Source organism: Kitasatospora sp. NPDC058243 (assembly GCF_042882025.1).
Lineage (GTDB): Bacteria > Actinomycetota > Actinomycetes > Streptomycetales > Streptomycetaceae > Kitasatospora.
Genome location: NZ_JBHVWW010000002.1, coordinates 171,561 through 188,812, shown reverse-complemented (window position 1 = coordinate 188,812; position 17,252 = coordinate 171,561). Strand labels below are relative to the sequence as shown.

The following is a 17,252-nucleotide window of genomic DNA, read 5'->3' as shown; positions in this document are numbered from 1 at the left end:
CGGAGGAGGACCGGGCGTCACCAGGCCGGGTAGCGCCCGCCGAGCGCCGGGTGGGCCGGGTCGCGGCTGCCGAACAGCACCAGCAGGTCGTCCGCGACCCGCAGCAGTTCGGCCCGGCCCTCGACCGCCCCCGCCCACTCGGCGGGCAGCGCCGAGGCGCCGTACGCGGCGCCGACCAGGTTGCCGCAGACCGCGCCGGTGGAGTCGCTGTCCCCGGAGTGGTTCACCGACAGCAGCAGCGCGCTGCGCACCGGGTCGGGTTCGAGGGTGGTCGCCAGCAGCGAGTACACCGCGATGGCCAGGCACTCCTCGGCGATCCAGCCGAGGCCGACCCGCTCCACGGACTCCGCCGTCGGCTGCGACTCCTGGGCCACCCGGACGGCCCGGGCCAGCGCCTGCACCGTCTCCTTGGACCCCGGCAGCTCGCGGATCTGCTCCACGGTCTCGCCGACCGCCGCCCACGGCTCGGTCCCGTTGGCGAGCCGCTCGACCAGCGCCGCGAAGGCGCCCGCCGAGAGGTAGCCGGTCGGGTGCCCGTGGGTGAGCTGGGCACACTGCACGGCCAGCCCGAAGGACAGCTCGACGCCCAGCCGGGCCAGCCCGAACGGCGCCGAGCGCATCACCGTGCCGCAGCCCTTGGACTCCGGGTTGATCGGCCCCGGCTGCCCGATCACGGACGGCGACTCGAACTCCGGGTGCTCGGCCACCCCGCTCATGCAGGCGTTGCCGGGCGCCCGCGACGCGTACAGGAAGGGCCTGGTCAGCAGCCAGCCGTCGTACGGGCGGGGCTGCGGCGCGGTGTCCGGCGAGCCCTGGCGCTGGGTCAGCAGCCAGCGCCGGTACGCGGCGTGGACGGCCTCCGGCACCGAGCCGCCGCCGCCCGTCCAGCCGCGGACGAACGCGCGGATCAGGCCCTCGGTGGTGAACAGGGTCATCTGGGTGTCGTCGGTGACTTCGACCGGCCCGGTACCGGCCGGCAGCCCGGTCACGCCGTCCGGCCCGTACCGCTGCTGGATCTGGTGGAGCTGCTGGAACTCCACCGGCCAGCCCAGCGCATCGCCGACGGCCCCGCCGAGCAGCGCCCCGCGCACCCGGTCGCGGTATCCCGATTCGGCCGCCGACTCCGTCACGTCGATCCCCCTTGGTTCATGGCGGGATACGTTCTATCAGGTCTACCGGCGGATCTGCCCGGCGCGCCCGTGCAGCGCGGCGCGGTCGGCGGCGGCGCGCCCGGCCGCCCAGCCCACTCCGTCGCTCACCCGGACCCGCTGCGAGACCAGCTTGGGGAACAGCCGGCCGACCTCGTCGTCCACCGCCTCGGAGCGGGCGGCGAGCGCGGGCAGCAGCCGCTCGTCGGGCAGCAGCTGCTCCTCGGTGCCGTCCTCGCGCAGGTGCCGGCCGGCCGCGGCGGCACTGGTCGCGCGCTCGGTGGCGGCGGTCAGCCGCTCGCGGATCCGCGCCGCGTACGCGACCAGGAAGGAGTGCCGGAACGCCTTGCTGCGCGAGTCCCGGCGGGAGCCGGCCTTGTTGAGCGCGTGGGTGGCCTGCACCAGCAGCGAGGTGTAGAGCAGCTCGACGCCGTCCAGGTCGCCGTCGAAGCCGACGACGGTGCAGAAGCCGAACTCCTTGGCCCACACCGCCCGGCACCGGTTGGCCGCCGCGACGGCGTCCAGCAGCATCGTCTTGGGGCTCTCGTACGGGTTGTCCACGCCGATCCGCAGCGCCGCCGGGGTGTTCCGGTCGTCGCCGGTGGCGGCCAGCAGCGCGTCGTCGATGCTGTGCTGGGCCATCAGCTGCTGGGCCTTGGTGGTGAGCGCCTCGGCCTCCTCCGGGTACTCGGTGGACTCGGCCTTGGCCAGCAGCGCCCGGATCCGGGCCAGCATCCGCGGCTCGCCGGTCAGCGGGCCCGTGGTGCGTTCGGCCTGCGGGCCCGTGGTGCGATCGGTCTGCGGCCGCCGGCCGGGCGCGGGGCCGACCGGGGAGATCGGCGGCAGCCGGCCCCAGGTCCGCAGCAGCTCCAGGGCGGCGGTGGCGAGCGCGAAGCGGTCCAGCCGGTGCCGGTCGGCGAAGGCGCCGAGGTACTGCTCGTCGCCGGGCCACCAGACCTCGGCCTCCAGCTCGCGCAGCTGCTCGTGCCAGCGCCGGTCGAGGGCGGCCGCGGGGTGCCGACGGCCCTCGGCGGCGATCAGGTCCACCGCGAGGGCCAGGTGGACGGGCTTCAGCCCGCGCCGGACCACCCGGGCCAGGTCGGCCGGGCGCCACCCGGCGGACCAGCAGCGGCCGACGGCGGTGTCCGCGTACCCCAGCAGCGCCCGGCTGACCGCCGGCCACTGCCCGGCCGAGGCGGCGAGCAGCGACGCCCCGGTGTCCAGGGCGAGGTCCAGCGTTTCGTCCGGGGCCGTCAGCACCGATCGCACCGCCTGCTCCAGCAGTGGGCCGGCGCCCCCGTCCCCGTCCTGCTGCGCGCGCTTGCCCACGGTGTGTCCCTGCTCTCCTCGACGGCCCGGCCCTCCCGCCCATGATGCCGGAGCGCCCGCCCCCTCGACGGGACCGGGCGCTCCGGGGTGACGCAGGCGACTCAGCGCTCGACGGCCTTGGCCAGGATCTCCGGGGCGCGCTCCAGCAGCCGCCCGGCCGCGAAACGGATGCCGAGGGCGGCGATCAGGGCGCCGTAGAGCGGGCCGACCACCAGGACCGGCCAGGTCGGGCCGGCGGAGAGCAGCGCCCAGCCGAGGTAGCCGCTCACCGGTAGGGAGAGCAACGCCACACCGAACAGCGAGCCGAACTGGTTGACCAGCACCAGGCCGCCCTGCCCGGGGGCGGCGTTGCGCATCGGATTGCTGTCGGCCGGCATGGTGTACGGCGCGAGCACGCTGAGCGTCGCGCCGAGCGCGACGCCGCAGCCGAGCAGGGCGAGCGCGAGGCCGAGTGCGGACGGCAGGCCGGCCCAGTCGCCGGTGGCGGCGGCCAGCACGGGCCCGAGCACCAGCGTCACCGGGATGGCGTACGACAGCACCGCGTAGGCCCGGCCGCGCAGCTCGTCCCGGGCGTCGGCCGGGGTGAGCAGGGTGGCGGCGACCATCCAGAACGCCGAGCCGTCCATGCCGAACAGGTTGAGCATCTGCAGCCCGAGGAACATCCCGGTCATCGCCAGCAGGTAGACGCTCGACCAGCCCTGGACCATCGACAGCACGCAGATCACCAGCGTCATGCCGATGCTGGTGAACACCGCGGCCTTGGCCCGCGGCTCCCGCCAGGCGTACCGGAGGTGGCGCTGCATCACCGCGCCGGCCCGGCCCTCGGGCAGGAAGCTCCAGCCGCGCGAGCTCTGCACGCCGCGGGCCACCTCCAGGGTGGAGGAGTCGGCGGTGACCATCAGCTCCTGGAGGCTGCCGCGCCACCAGCGCAGCAGCAGGGCGAGCAGCGCCGCGGCCGCGGCGAGCTGGAACAGCGCCAGCCCGTACCGTCCCTCGCCGGCGGTGCGGGCCGCGTCGGCCGCGCCGACCGGCGGCAGCCAGCGCAGCACGGAGGCGATCGGCGCCAGCGGGCTGAGGTCGAGGTGGTCCCCGGGCCGGCCGAAGACGCTCTGCGAGCCGACGTTGGCGGCCTGCACGAGCAGGGCGAACAGCAGTCCGCCGAAGATCGCGAAGTCCTTGCCGCGCCGGCTGGAGAGCATCCGGGCGTTGCCGGCGGCGACCGCCCGGGAGAGCGTGACCAGGCAGAGCACGGCCAGCGGGACGCCGACCAGCGCGGCCGCGGCCGAGGCCCCGCCGTTGGCACCGGACAGCGCCGCGCCGGTCACCAGCACCAGGCTGACCAGCGGGCCGGGCCCGATCAGCGCGGCCAGCAGCGAGCCGCGCAGCAGCGGGCCGGGCCGCAGCGGGAGCATGGTGAGCCGGGTCGGGTCGGCGCTCTCGTCGCTGGAGAAGAGGAACAGCGGCAGCGCCGCCCAGCCGAGGGTGAGCACGCCGAGCAGCATCACCCCGGCGTCCCCGGAGCCGTCGAAGCGCCCGTTCATCATGGCGAGGGCGAAGGCGATGCCGGCCGCGAAGGCCAGGCCGAGGACGCCGCCGATGACGTACACGGCGGTCCGGCCGGGGCTGCGCCGCAGGCCGTTGCGCAGCAGCCGCAGCTTGAGTGCCACCAGGGCGCGGACCACCGTCCGCCCGTCGGGCACCGGGGTGCGGGCGGCTGCGGGGGCGGTGCTCACTGCCCGCCCCCGAGCTGCGCGCCGGCCTGTCCGCCGAGCTGCCCGCCGCCGGCCGGAGCGTTCCCGGCCGCTCCGCCGCCGAGCCAGCCGAGCGCCTGGCCGTCGTCCTCGCGGACGCCGATCAGGCCGAGGAAGGCCTCGTGGAGGCTGCGCCCGCCGCGCACGGTGTCCAGCGGGCCGTGGGCGATCACCCGGCCGGCGTTGACCACGGCGACCCAGTCGCAGAGCTGTTCGACCAGTTCCATCACGTGGCTGGAGAAGACCACCGTGGATCCGGCCGCCGCGTACCGCTTGAGCACGCCGCGGATGGTCTGCGCGGAGACCGGGTCGACGCCCTCGAAGGGCTCGTCGAGGAACAGCACGTCGGGGTTGTGCAGCAGCGCGGCGGCCAGGCCGATCTTCTTGCGCATGCCGGTGGAGTAGTCGGCGACCAGCTTGTCGGCGTCGCGGGCGAGGTCCAGGACGGCCAGCAGCTCCTCGGCGCGGCGGTCCACCTCGGCGCCGGGCAGGCCGCGCAGCCGCCCGTTGTACTGCAGCAGTTCGCGGCCGCTGAGCCGCTCGAACATCCGCAGCCCCTCGGGCAGGATGCCGATCCGGGCCTTGACCGCGACCGGGTCGGCCCAGACGTCGCCGCCGTGGATGAGGACGGTGCCCTGGTCGGGCCGGAGCAGGCCGGTGGCCATGGACAGCGTGGTGGTCTTGCCGGCGCCGTTCGGGCCGACCAGGCCGATGAAGGAGCCGGCCGGCAGCTCCAGGCTGAGTCCGGCGACGGCGGCCTGGCCGCCGAAGTGCTTCCACAGCCCCTGGATGCTGACGGCGGAGGGGGGAACGGGTGCGGGGTGGTCGGACGGCGGCGGCGCTGACGCCTGCATGGCGGCCTTCTCTGTTCGCTGGCGGATGGGTGTCTCGGACTCAGCCTGTCACTGCGGAAACGGGCTGTCTCCCGAGTTGAGGATCCCCTGAGCGAGTGGGCCGAACGGGTGAGGCGCGCCGTCCGGACGGCGCGTTACGGCGGGTGCCGGGCTGGAATTGGCAACTACTCAGCTCCGCCGTTCGTCCTGCACTATGAGGGGCAGTGAGGGACAGCGAGGGGCGCGGGGCCGCGCCGGGTGCCGGGAGGTGCGGATGGCCGTTCAACCGTGGGGAGCCTCGGACCCTGGCGAGCCGGATCGCGGCCCGGCCGGGGGCCGGCAGCCCCAGCCCGTCCCGCAGTCCGTCCCGCAGTCCGTCCCGCAGCCCGGGTTCCACGCGGGGATGCGTGCCGGGTACGCGGACCGGGACCGGACGATCGACGTGCTGAAGGCCGCGTTCGCCGAGGGCCGGCTCTCCGCCGAGGAGTACGAGCAGCGCCACGAGCAGGCCTCCGTCGCGCAGACCTACGGCCAGCTGGCCGGGCTGGTGTCCGACCTGCCCTCCGGCCCGATGCCGGCGCCGATGGCCTTCGCCGCCCCGCCCGTCCCGGCGACCTTCCTCCCGCCGCCTCCGCCGCCGGTTCGCTCCACCAACGGGCTGGCGGTCACCTCACTGGTCTTCGGTCTGACCGGCCTCTCGCTGCCCGCGGTGGTCGTCGGGCACGTCGCGAAGGCCCAGCTGAGCCGCCACGACCGGGCCGGCGACTGGGTCTCCACCCTCGGCCTGCTCTTCGGCTACGCGGGCTGCGCGCTCTGGACGCTGCTGCTCCTGGTGGTGCTGCAGGTGCCGGTCTGAGCGGGTCGCCCCGGGCGCGTCCCGCCCCGGTGGCGGCGGTCGGCGGGCTGTGGTAGAGCGGGTGGAGGGCGGTCCGACACCGGGTGGTCGCGTCCGGGACACTCCTGGGACATCCGGCCGAAGGTCGCGACCTGCGGCGTTGCATTTGTTTTGACCGCGCCCGATGCGCTAGGTACGCTCTGACCTTGTGCCTGGGGTGTCCCCGGGTCCTTGTGCGTGCATGCACACCGGTCGCCGCGCCGAGCCGGAGCGCCTTCCAGCGCCCCGCGCGTTGAGCGCCGTCGCTGTACATCAGCTCATGGGATTCCGTGTCGGAATAAGCCCAACACACCCGACCGCGTGGGTCGACCACGGGGCCGTGTGCGGGGGATCACCGCAGGTTAGTTTTACCAAGCCTTGGCACACAGAAAACGGAGAAACGGTGCCTACGATCCAGCAGCTGGTCCGAAAGGGCCGGCAGGACAAGGTCGAGAAGAACAAGACTCCCGCGCTGAAGGGTTCCCCGCAGCGTCGTGGGGTCTGCACGCGTGTGTACACGACCACCCCGAAGAAGCCGAACTCGGCTCTCCGCAAGGTCGCCCGTGTGCGCCTCACCAGCGGGATCGAGGTCACCGCTTACATCCCGGGCGAGGGCCACAATCTGCAGGAGCACTCCATCGTGCTGGTGCGCGGTGGTCGTGTGAAGGACCTTCCTGGTGTCCGCTACAAGATCATCCGCGGTTCGCTTGACACCCAGGGTGTCAAGAACCGCAAGCAGGCTCGCAGCCGCTACGGCGCCAAGAAGGAGAAGTAAGAATGCCTCGTAAGGGCCCCGCCCCGAAGCGCCCGGTCATCATCGACCCGGTTTACGGCTCCCCGGTCGTCACCCAGCTGGTCAACAAGATCCTGCTGCACGGCAAGCGCTCCACCGCCGAGCGGATCGTCTACGGCGCCCTTGAGGGCGTCCGTGAGAAGACCGGCTCGGACCCGGTCGTGACGCTGAAGCGCGCGCTGGAGAACGTCAAGCCGGCCCTCGAGGTCAAGTCCCGCCGTGTCGGTGGCGCGACCTACCAGGTTCCGGTCGAGGTCCGTCCGGGCCGCGCCAGCACCCTGGCGCTGCGCTGGATGGTCGGTTACTCCCGCGCCCGTCGCGAGAAGACCATGACCGAGCGCCTGATGAACGAGATCCTCGACGCCAGCAACGGCCTGGGCGCTTCCGTGAAGCGTCGCGAGGACACCCACAAGATGGCCGAGTCCAACAAGGCCTTCGCGCACTACCGCTGGTAGTCCCTACCCCGTCACTAGACAGAGAGAGAACGAGCCACCATGGCTGCAACCTCCCTTGACCTCGCCAGGGTCCGCAACATCGGGATCATGGCGCACATCGACGCGGGCAAGACCACCACCACCGAGCGGATCCTGTTCTACACCGGCGTCTCGTACAAGATCGGTGAGGTCCACGATGGCGCTGCCACCATGGACTGGATGGAGCAGGAGCAGGAGCGCGGCATCACGATCACGTCGGCCGCGACGACCTGTCACTGGACGGTCGACGACGTCGACAACACCATCAACATCATCGACACCCCGGGTCACGTCGACTTCACCGTAGAGGTGGAGCGTTCGCTGCGCGTCCTCGACGGTGCCGTGACGGTGTTCGACGGTGTCGCCGGTGTCGAGCCCCAGTCCGAGACCGTGTGGCGGCAGGCTGACCGCTACGGCGTCCCGCGCATCTGCTTCATCAACAAGCTGGACCGCACGGGCGCGAACTTCTTCTTCTGCGTCAAGACCATCGTGGACCGCCTCGGCGCGACCCCGCTGGTCATGCAGCTCCCGATCGGTGCCGAGGCGGACTTCAAGGGCGTTGTCGACCTTGTCCGCATGAAGGCGCTGGTCTGGTCCGCCGAGGCCGCCAAGGGCGAGATGTACGACATCGTCGACATCCCGGCCGAGCTGCAGGAGCAGGCGAACGAGTACCGCGAGATGCTCCTGGACGAGGTGTCGAACGTCAGCGATGACGTGATGATGCTCGCCATGGAGGGCGAGGACGTCCCCGAGGAGCTGCTGTACGAGGCGATCCGCAAGGGCACCCTGGAGTCGGCCTTCACGCCGATCTTCTGCGGTACCGCGTTCAAGAACAAGGGCGTTCAGCCCCTGCTCGACGCGGTCGTCAAGTACCTCCCGTCGCCGCTGGACATCGAGTCGGTTGAGGGCACCAAGCCCAACGACCCGGAGACCAAGATCACCCGCAAGGCCTCGGACGACGAGCCCCTGGCCGCGCTGGCGTTCAAGATCATGTCCGACCCGCACCTGGGCAAGCTCACCTTCGTCCGGATCTACTCCGGCCGCCTGGAGTCCGGCACCTCGGTGCTGAACGCCGTGAAGGGCAAGAAGGAGCGCATCGGCAAGATCTACCGCATGCACGCGAACAAGCGTGAGGAGATCGAGTCGGTGGGCGCCGGCGACATCGTCGCCGTCATGGGCCTGAAGCAGACCACCACCGGTGAGACGCTGTCCGACGAGAAGGCCCCGGTCATCCTGGAGTCCATGGACTTCCCGGCCCCGGTCATCCGCGTCGCGATCGAGCCCAAGTCCAAGGGTGACCAGGAGAAGCTGGGTGTTGCCATCCAGCGTCTCGCCGAGGAGGATCCGTCCTTCCAGGTCAACACGGACGAGGAGACCGGCCAGACCATCATCGCGGGTATGGGCGAGCTGCACCTTGAGGTGCTGGTCGACCGTATGAAGCGTGAGTTCAAGGTCGAGGCCAACGTCGGCAAGCCGCAGGTCGCGTACCGCGAGACGATCCGTCAGGCCGTCGAGCGCATCGACTACACCCACAAGAAGCAGACCGGTGGTTCCGGTCAGTTCGCCAAGGTGCAGATCGCGATCGAGCCGCTCGAGCAGGCCGAGGGCTACGAGTTCGTCAACCAGGTCACCGGTGGCCGCGTGCCGCGGGAGTACATCCCGTCGGTCGACGCCGGTTGCCAGGAGGCCATGGAGTTCGGCATCCTCGCCGGCTACCCGCTGCAGGGTGTCCGCGTGAAGCTGCTCGACGGCCAGGCGCACGACGTCGACTCGTCCGAGCTCGCGTTCAAGATCGCCGGTTCGATGGCGTTCAAGGAAGGCGCGCGGAAGGCCAAGCCGGTCCTCCTCGAGCCGATGATGGCCGTCGAGGTCACCACGCCCGAGGACTACATGGGCGACGTGATCGGTGACATCAACTCTCGCCGTGGCCAGATCCGGTCCATGGACGAGCGTCACGGTGCCCGCGTCGTCACGGCGCTGGTGCCGCTCTCCGAGATGTTCGGCTACGTCGGTGATCTGCGCAGCAAGACCTCTGGTCGCGCGAGCTACTCGATGCAGTTCGACTCGTACGCCGAGGTTCCGAAGGCCGTGGCGGAGGAGATCATCGCCAAGGCCAAGGGCGAGTAAGGACCGGCTCCAGCCGGTTCCCTACGAGGCCGCGGCCGTCCCGATATTTCGGGACGATTGTGAACCCTTAGGCTATTAGGAGGCGTCCCGGGAGAATCCGGTCGGATTCTCCCGGGGGGCCTCCGGCCCCCACCCCGCGGGACGGTGCGAGGTGCTTCCGGCACCTCGGGCCCAAACCCGATCAAAGACCAACTGACGTCAGCACGGCGTACAGAACTGTCCTCAGGAGGACTGCAGTGGCGAAGGCGAAGTTCGAGCGGACGAAGCCCCACGTCAACATCGGCACCATTGGTCACATTGACCACGGTAAGACGACCCTTACCGCGGCCATCACCAAGGTGCTGCACGACGCTCACCCGGAGATCAACCCCTTCACGCCGTTCGACCAGATCGACAAGGCGCCGGAGGAGCGGCAGCGCGGTATCACCATCTCGATCGCGCACGTCGAGTACCAGACCGAGGCGCGTCACTACGCCCACGTCGACTGCCCGGGTCACGCGGACTACATCAAGAACATGATCACCGGTGCGGCCCAGATGGACGGTGCGATCCTCGTCGTCGCCGCCACCGACGGCCCGATGCCGCAGACCAAGGAGCACGTCCTCCTGGCCCGCCAGGTCGGCGTCCCCTACATCGTCGTCGCCCTGAACAAGGCCGACATGGTGGACGACGAGGAGATCCTGGAGCTCGTCGAGCTCGAGGTCCGCGAGCTCCTCTCGGAGTACGAGTTCCCGGGCGACGACCTGCCGGTCGTCCGCGTCTCCGCGCTGAAGGCGCTGGAGGGCGACAAGGAGTGGGGCGAGAAGCTCCTCGGCCTCATGGCCGCCGTGGACGAGGCCATCCCGACCCCGGCCCGCGCCGTGGACCAGCCGTTCCTGATGCCGATCGAGGACGTCTTCACGATCACCGGTCGTGGCACCGTCGTCACCGGTCGTATCGAGCGTGGCATCCTCAAGGTCAACGAGACTGTCGACATCATCGGCATCAAGGAGACCAAGACCACCACCACGGTCACCGGCATCGAGATGTTCCGCAAGCTGCTCGACGAGGGCCAGGCCGGTGAGAACGTCGGTCTGCTCCTCCGTGGCATCAAGCGCGAGGACGTCGAGCGCGGCCAGGTCATCATCAAGCCGGGTTCGGTCACGCCGCACACCGACTTCGAGGCCCAGTCCTACATCCTGTCGAAGGACGAGGGTGGCCGTCACACCCCGTTCTTCAACAACTACCGCCCGCAGTTCTACTTCCGTACCACGGACGTGACCGGCGTCGTGACCCTCCCCGAGGGCACCGAGATGGTCATGCCGGGCGACAACACCGCCATGACGGTCGCGCTGATCCAGCCGATCGCCATGGAGGAGGGCCTGAAGTTCGCCATCCGTGAGGGTGGCCGCACCGTGGGCGCCGGCCAGGTCACCAAGATCATCAAGTAATTGATGTTCTGACCTGTCTGTCCCGCACAGGCGAACCGAAGGGCTCCGCACACCCAGGTGTGCGGAGCCCTTCGGCCTTCATCGGGCCTTCACCCGCTCTCACGGGCTGCTCATGGCCGGCTGTTATTGTCGGGCGACCGTCCAGGCCGCCGTCGCGGAAAGTGGGATCCAACGCATGCCAACGGCACCACTGTTGTCGGTCGTGATGCCGATCTACAACGAGCAGGAGGCGCTCCCGCTGACCGTCGAGCGGCTGCGGCCGATCCTGGACGGGCTCGGGGTCGACTACGAGGTCGTGGGCGTCGACGACGGCAGTACGGACGCCACCCCCGTCGTCCTGCAGAAGGTCCGGCAGGACTGGCCGGAGTTCCGCATCGTCCGCTTCGCCCGCAACTCGGGACACCAGGCCGCGCTCACCGCCGGCATCCACCGGGCGCGCGGCGACTACGTGGTGAGCATCGACGCCGACCTCCAGGACCCGCCGGAGAAGATCCCGGAGATGCTCGACCTGGCCCGCGAGCAGGGCTTCGACGTCGTCTACGGCGTGCGCGGGGACCGCGCCACCGACACCGCCTTCAAGCGCCGGACGGCCGGCGCCTACTACTGGCTGATGCGCAAGCTGGTCGGCAAGCGGATGCCCAACCAGGCCGGCGACTTCCGCCTGCTCAGCCGCGCGGCCGTGGAGGCCCTCAAGCAGTTGCCCGAGCACCAGCCGGTCTACCGGCTGCTGGTGCCGTGGCTCGGCTTCCCCAGCGGCGAGGTGGTGTACGTCCGGGAGGAGCGGGTGGCCGGCGGCACCCACTACCCGCTGTCCAAGATGGTCCGGCTCGCACTGGACAGCGTGACCAACTTCTCCGCCGCCCCGCTGCGGCTGGCCACCTGGCTGGGCCTGGTGAGCTTCGTGGTCTGCCTGGCCCTCGCGGTCTACACCACTCTCTCGTACGCGCTCGGTGCGACCGTGCCCGGCTGGTCCTCGCTGTTCATCGGCATGCTCTTCATCGGCGCCGTGCAGCTGATCTGCGTCGGACTGCTGGGGGAGTACGTCGGCCGGATCTACTCGGCGGTGCAGGCCCGCCCGACCTACTTCGTCGGCTACGACTCGGCCGACGACGAACCGGCGCAGGACGACGCGGCGCACGGCGACGCGCGGGGCCCGGGCCGGTGACCGTCACCGAGGAACCGGCTGAGCCCGCCGAGCCGGCCCCGTCGACCCGCCGCCAGCTGCCGTCCTTCCTGGTCATCGGCGTGCTCAGCACCGTCTTCTACCTGGCGCTGTTCGTCGCCGCGCGGTGGTTCACCGACCCGCAGGCGGCGAACCTGATCGCGCTGGCCGTCAGTGCGGTGGCCAACACCGCGGCCAACCGCCGCTTCACCTTCGGGGTCACCGGCTCGCAGGGCATGGTCCGGCACCAGCTGCAGGGCGCGGTGGCCTTCCTGATCGGGCTCGGCCTCAGCGCGGGCGTGCTCGCCCTGCTGGACCAGGTGGCGCCGAACGCCTCCCGGCCGGTGGAGGTCGCCGGACTGGTCGCCGCCAACGGCCTGGCCACGGTGGCCCGGTTCGTGCTGCTGAAGATCTGGGTCTTCCGGGGCTGAACCGGCGCTCGACGGCGCCCGTTACCGGCCGTTCGCGGACCGTCCACCCGGCCCCCTCAGCCCGTCGTGCCGACGGGCCCCTCGGTATGCTGTGGCTCGTAGCCTGCCCGCTGACGGTAGTGGAAGTCCGCACCCGGCCGGGGAGACGGGCGGCAGGGACTTGACCGAAGGGGCACGGCACCGTGTCGACCGTACATTCCTCGCCTGAGCGCGAGCTTCAACGTCCGACCGCACCGCCGGGGCCGCCGCCCGAGCCGATCACCAGTGGACGGTCCAGGCGCAACCCGCTCGTCCTGGCCGGGGGGCTGGCCCTGTCCTGGCTGGTGCCGACCGGGCTGGTCGCGCTGGACCTGGGCGTCCTGCTGCTGCCGCTGCTGCTGTTCTCCATAGCCGCCGTGCTCCGGGTCGGCGGCGTGCTGCTCGACCGGCTGTTCGTCGCCGGGCTGGTGCTCGCCGGTTCGGTGCTGACGTTCGGCCTGCTCTTCTCGCTCTGGCCGTGGGGCCTCTCGCCGGTCGCCACCAGCGGCCTGATGTTCAGCGTGGTGACGGTCGCCGCCTGGGCCGCCCGACGCGGCCCGCGCCTGCCGTTGCGCTTCCGCTGGTCCGACCTGCTGGTCCTGGGCACCGGCTACGGCGTCTGGCACTACCTGTTCCACCCGATCGCGGGAACGTCGGCGGCCGAGCGGGTCGCCTACTTCGCCACGTCGGAGGACCGGCTCGCGCACTTCTCCTTCTTCTCCGGCATCCAGAACGTCGGCGGCTTCAACTTCCTCCACCAGGAGGCGGCCCGGTCCTACCTGATACCGCCGTCCGAGGTGACGTACCCGCAGGGCTCCCACTTCCTGCTGGCCTGGACGGACACCCTCGTCCACTCCGCCGCCGACTCCGGCGACATGCTCTACACCATGAACCGGTACTTCCTGTACCTGCTGGTGGGGTACGCGCTGTTCTGCGCCGCACTGGTCTGGGCGGCCCGGTGGATCGGCGGGCCGCGGCTGCGCGGCTGGCGCTGCGCGGCGGTGTGCGCGACCGTCGGCGCGATCATGTTCGCGAGCAACTACATGGACCTGATGGTCCACGGCTTCGACTCGACCTTCATCGGGCTGCTGCTGATCGCACTCGCGCTGGCCGTGATGATCCGGCCGGCGATGGGCACCACCGAGTTCGTGCTGGCCGCGTCGGCCGGGCTGATCACCGTCACCTACGCGTACAACATCTACGGCGCCTTCGTCGGCGTGGCACTGCTGGGCGCGCTGGTGGCGCACCGGCGCAAGTTCGCCGGGCGCTGGTGGTGGACCGCCGGCGCGCTGGCGTGCGCGCTGGGCGTGGCCGCGCTGCCGAGCGTCCTGTCCGTGCTGGGCAACCTCGACGTGGCCGGTGCCTCGAACATGAACGGCCCGAGCGTCGGGGCCGACCGCTCCATACTCATCGGCGGCGGGCTGCTCGGCCTGCTGGCCGCGGTCATGCCGCGCAACCGCCGGACGGCCGTCGGCCAGGCGCACCTCGCGGTCCTGCTCGGCACCGGCGGGCTGCTCAGCGCCTTCGCCGCCTACCAGCTGCACACCATCGGCAAGTACTCGTACTACTTCCACAAGATGACGGCCGTGGGCGTCGTGGTCAGCCTGATATCCCTCGGCGCCGTCGGGGCCATGCTGCAGAGCCCGTACCGGGGGACGGGCCGCACGCTGCCGAGCCGCCTCGGCGAGCTGGCGATATCCGGCCTCGCCGTCGCCGCCGCGCTCAGCCTCTTCGCCAACGTGCAGTGGGGCTTCCTGACCACCAAGGACAACCCGTCCGCCTGGTCCGGCAACCCGCTGGTGGCCTGGGGACGCGGCGAGTTCAAGGGGGACATGGGCCCCAAGGGCGCGCAGGCGCTCGACATATCGAGCAAGGGCCCGGTGATCGCGCTCTTCGCCAACGACGACTACAAGAACCTCAAGGCCACCTGGCTCGCCTCGCTGCTGAACCGGCGCGGGGGCGACATGACGGCGCTGTACGACATCCACTGGGTGTCCATCGGCGGCCCCCAGGTGAAGGAGGAGGACTACCAGAAGTCTCTGGGCCGCCTCAAGGGAGCCATCGACAAGCTCCCGGCCGCGCCCGTCCCGCCGACCATCCTGACCGCCGACCGCTCCGTGGGCGACCGGATCAAGCGGGACCTGGCGGCGCAGGGTGTCACGGTGACGGTGCTGAGCGATCCTCAGAACCTGTGGACGGAGCCGTGGTCCCGTACCTTCCCGGGGGTCTGAGGGTGGGGCCCACCGTCATCGGACGTTCACGGCTACCCGCTACTATTCACAGCAATCGCACGGCCGGGCCGGCCTCGTGCGGAGACGTGTGGCAAGGTCGGCCGGTTAATTCGGTGATCATGTGATGAAGAACCCGATCGCCAAGCTGCTCGGGGTGCTACCCCCGGGGGCCCGGCTCGTGGTCGGTGGGACGGTCGTGCTCGGCGCCTCGGCGTACGTCTACATGGCGCTCGTGGGCTACAGCCTGGGCACGGCCGGCGCAGCCAGGGTGACGATGCTCTGGACGATCGTGATGTCCGTCGGGTGGGGCCTGTTCCAGCCCGTCGAACTGGAGCTGACGCGGCTGGTCGCCGCCCGCAAGGTGTCCGGGGCGGGGGCACTGCCCGCGGTACGGCGGATGCTGCTGCTCGCCCTGGCGATCCTGGCCGCGGCCTGCGCTGTGCTGGCGGCCGCCGCCGGCCCGATCGCCGACCAGCTGTTCGGCGGCGACCGGACCCTCGTGGTGGCCCTCGCCGGCGGCATGGCGGGCCTCGCGGTGAGCTCGGTCTCCCGCGGTGCGCTGGCCGGCCTCGGGCTGTTCGGCCCCTACGGCACCCAGCTGGCCGTCGACGGTGCCCTGCGCATCGGGCTGGCCGCGCTGACCGCCGTCCTCGGGCTGCACTCGGCACTGGCCTTCGGCCTGATCCTGGTGGTCGCCCCGGTCGCCGCCTCGCTGATCGGCCTGCGCGGCATCCTCGCCGACCGCGCCCCCGGGCCGGAGGTGTCCTGGCGCCAGCTCACCAGCGGGCTCGGCCTGCTGATCGGCTCCGTGATGCTCAGCCAGCTGGTGGTGAACGCGACCGTCGTCTGCGTGCGCCTGCTCGCGCCGAAGCACTCCGAGGCGTCCGACGCCCTGGTCTTCGCCCTCGGCCAGGCCGTGGTGATGGCCCGCGTGCCGCTCTTCGCCTACAGCGCCCTCCAGGCCTCCATGGTCTCCGCGCTCTCGGGTGCCACCGCGGCCGGCGACCACGCCGAGTTCCGCAAGGTGCTGACCCGCACCACGGCGATCGTCGCCGCCATGTGCATCGGCGGCGGGCTGCCGGTCATCGCGCTCGGCGCCTGGCTCAACCCGCTGCTCTTCAACGCCAAGGACCTGCTCAACCCGCTGGACTTCACCTGGCTCGTCCTCGGCACGCTCTGCTACGTCCTCGCGACGGTCTTCGGCCAGGCGCTGATGTCGAGCGCCCAGCACCGCCGACAGCTGGTGGGCTGGACGGCCGGTTCCGTAGCATTGGTTGCGGTCGCCCTCTCCCCGGGCGACGTCGGTCTCCGTGCCGAGCTCGCGTACCTGGCCGGCGCGCTGGTCAGCGCCGTCCTGATGCTGTGGGCGCTGTACCGCGCGTTCCCCTCCAGCCCTGCCGCCTCCGGGCACTCCGGGCTGGACAGCAGGAGCGCGGCCGAACCGCTGCGGACCTCGTGACGGTGGGGGACCGGACTGTGATTGGCCGACGACGCCCGTGATCACCACCGACAGACAGACCGAGGCACGCGACGCCGTGCCGTTCGCCAAGCATGGAGCCCCTGTGTCCGACTATGACAACGTCTGGCTGGTGATCCCGGCCTACAACGAAGGCCAGGTGATCGCCGAGGTCGTGGAGGGGGCACGCAAGACCTTCCCCAACATCGTGGTGATCGACGACGGCTGCACCGACGACACGGCGAAGCACGTCATGACGACCGGCGCCCACCTGGTGCGGCACCCGGTCAACCTGGGCCAGGGCGCAGCGCTGCAGACCGGCCTGAAGTACGCGCTGGAGCAGGAGGGCGCCGAGTACTTCGCCACCTTCGACGCGGACGGCCAGCACCAGACCGCCGACGTGGAGAAGATGGTGGCGCTGCTGCGCCAGGACGAGGCCGACATCGTGCTCGGCTCCCGCTTCATCGAGCAGACCGGCCAGGTGCCGTGGATCAAGCGGGTCGTGCTCCGCACCGCCGCCGCGGTCAGCCCGACCGCCCGCAAGCTCAAGCTCACCGACGCGCACAACGGTCTGCGCGTGATGAACCGGGAGGCGGCCAGCCGCATCCGGATCACCATGAACGGCATGGCCCACGCTTCGGAGATCGTCTCCTTCCTCGCCGGCTCGGACCTCCGGGTGGCAGAGGTGCCGGTGGACATCCTCTACACCGACTACTCGCGCGCCAAGGGCCAGTCCCTGATCAACGGCGTGAACATCCTCTTCGACATCTCGCTGCGGGAGCGTAACCGCCGATGAATCACCTCTGGATCCAGCTGATCCTCGTCCTGGCCGCCGTGGGCATGGCCCTCCTGTTCGTCCGGCGCTGGGACGCCGCGAACACCCGGGCGTGGAAGCGCATCGCCTTCTCGCTCTTCGTCGTCGCCAACGTCATCGCGATCCTGTGGCCGGCCGGCGTGACCAAGCTGGCCACCGCGCTGGGCGTCGGCCGTGGCACGGACCTGGTGCTCTACCTGATGGTCATCGCCATGGGCTTCCTGACGCTCAACACCTACCTGCGCTTCCGGTCGCTGGAGAAGAAGCTCACCGACCTGGCCCGTACGGTCGCCATCACCGAGGGCGTCCGCCACAACAACGACCGCCTCGACGCTCCGGTCGGCTCCGACCACTGATCGCGCTCCACGCGACAGGGCACGAG

Annotated in this window: 15 protein-coding genes; 11 read left to right on the top strand and 4 right to left on the bottom strand. The window is 71.1% G+C overall.

The annotated features are described in order from the left end of the window. Positions 1–17: 17 nt before the first annotated feature. The 4 genes from ACFVX9_RS02580 to ACFVX9_RS02565 all read right to left on the bottom strand — a co-directional run bounded on the left by ACFVX9_RS02580 (position 18) and on the right by ACFVX9_RS02565 (position 5,082). Positions 18–1,130: an ADP-ribosylglycohydrolase family protein gene (locus tag ACFVX9_RS02580; RefSeq protein ID WP_380480767.1), complete on the bottom strand. Its 1,113-nt coding sequence runs from the start codon at positions 1,128–1,130 to the stop codon at positions 18–20. Between the two features lie 42 nt (positions 1,131–1,172). After that, positions 1,173–2,477, bottom strand: a complete 1,305-nt coding sequence (locus ACFVX9_RS02575; RefSeq protein WP_380480769.1) for a DUF2786 domain-containing protein — start codon at positions 2,475–2,477, stop codon at positions 1,173–1,175. 101 nt (positions 2,478–2,578) lie between these two features. After that, complete coding sequence (locus tag ACFVX9_RS02570) at positions 2,579–4,210, bottom strand: hypothetical protein (protein ID WP_063348952.1); 1,632 nt, start codon at positions 4,208–4,210, stop codon at positions 2,579–2,581. Further along, on the bottom strand, positions 4,207–5,082 hold the full coding sequence (locus ACFVX9_RS02565; protein ID WP_387980012.1) for an ABC transporter ATP-binding protein: 876 nt from the start codon (positions 5,080–5,082) through the stop codon (positions 4,207–4,209). The genes ACFVX9_RS02570 and ACFVX9_RS02565 overlap by 4 nt, the downstream gene beginning before the upstream one ends. Before the next feature lie 253 nt (positions 5,083–5,335). On the opposite strand from ACFVX9_RS02565, the gene ACFVX9_RS02560 reads away from it, so the two are divergent. The 11 genes from ACFVX9_RS02560 (at position 5,336) to ACFVX9_RS02510 (ending at position 17,226) form a co-directional block, all read left to right on the top strand. Continuing rightward, on the top strand, positions 5,336–5,917 hold the full coding sequence (locus ACFVX9_RS02560) for a DUF1707 and DUF4190 domain-containing protein (protein WP_380480772.1): 582 nt from the start codon (positions 5,336–5,338) through the stop codon (positions 5,915–5,917). Between the two features lie 421 nt (positions 5,918–6,338). Next, positions 6,339–6,710: a 30S ribosomal protein S12 gene (gene rpsL / locus ACFVX9_RS02555; RefSeq protein WP_014144289.1), complete on the top strand. Its 372-nt coding sequence runs from the start codon at positions 6,339–6,341 to the stop codon at positions 6,708–6,710. A 2-nt stretch (positions 6,711–6,712) separates the two neighbouring features. Further along, complete coding sequence (gene rpsG / locus ACFVX9_RS02550) at positions 6,713–7,183, top strand: 30S ribosomal protein S7 (protein ID WP_030055803.1); 471 nt, start codon at positions 6,713–6,715, stop codon at positions 7,181–7,183. A gap of 39 nt (positions 7,184–7,222) precedes the next feature. After that, entirely contained in the window at positions 7,223–9,328 is a 2,106-nt protein-coding gene (fusA, locus tag ACFVX9_RS02545; RefSeq protein ID WP_063348955.1) for an elongation factor G, read from the top strand. Between the two features lie 236 nt (positions 9,329–9,564). Then, the gene (gene tuf / locus ACFVX9_RS02540) at positions 9,565–10,758 is read left to right on the top strand and encodes an elongation factor Tu (protein ID WP_063348956.1); all 1,194 of its coding nucleotides are present in this window, start codon (positions 9,565–9,567) and stop codon (positions 10,756–10,758) included. Positions 10,759–10,933: 175 nt separating this feature from the next. Further along, entirely contained in the window at positions 10,934–11,923 is a 990-nt protein-coding gene (locus ACFVX9_RS02535; protein WP_387980009.1) for a glycosyltransferase family 2 protein, read from the top strand. Beyond that, positions 11,920–12,351: a GtrA family protein gene (locus ACFVX9_RS02530; protein WP_063348958.1), complete on the top strand. Its 432-nt coding sequence runs from the start codon at positions 11,920–11,922 to the stop codon at positions 12,349–12,351. The genes ACFVX9_RS02535 and ACFVX9_RS02530 overlap by 4 nt, the downstream gene beginning before the upstream one ends. A 182-nt stretch (positions 12,352–12,533) precedes the next feature. After that, positions 12,534–14,600, top strand: coding sequence for a hypothetical protein (locus tag ACFVX9_RS02525; protein WP_380369561.1), 2,067 nt, complete (start codon positions 12,534–12,536; stop codon positions 14,598–14,600). A 124-nt stretch (positions 14,601–14,724) separates the two neighbouring features. Continuing rightward, entirely contained in the window at positions 14,725–16,059 is a 1,335-nt protein-coding gene (locus ACFVX9_RS02520; RefSeq protein WP_380369559.1) for a hypothetical protein, read from the top strand. A gap of 103 nt (positions 16,060–16,162) precedes the next feature. After that, positions 16,163–16,852, top strand: a complete 690-nt coding sequence (locus ACFVX9_RS02515; protein WP_063348961.1) for a glycosyltransferase family 2 protein — start codon at positions 16,163–16,165, stop codon at positions 16,850–16,852. Further along, entirely contained in the window at positions 16,849–17,226 is a 378-nt protein-coding gene (locus tag ACFVX9_RS02510) for a DUF2304 domain-containing protein (protein ID WP_063348962.1), read from the top strand. The genes ACFVX9_RS02515 and ACFVX9_RS02510 overlap by 4 nt, the downstream gene beginning before the upstream one ends. Positions 17,227–17,252: the final 26 nt, after the last annotated feature.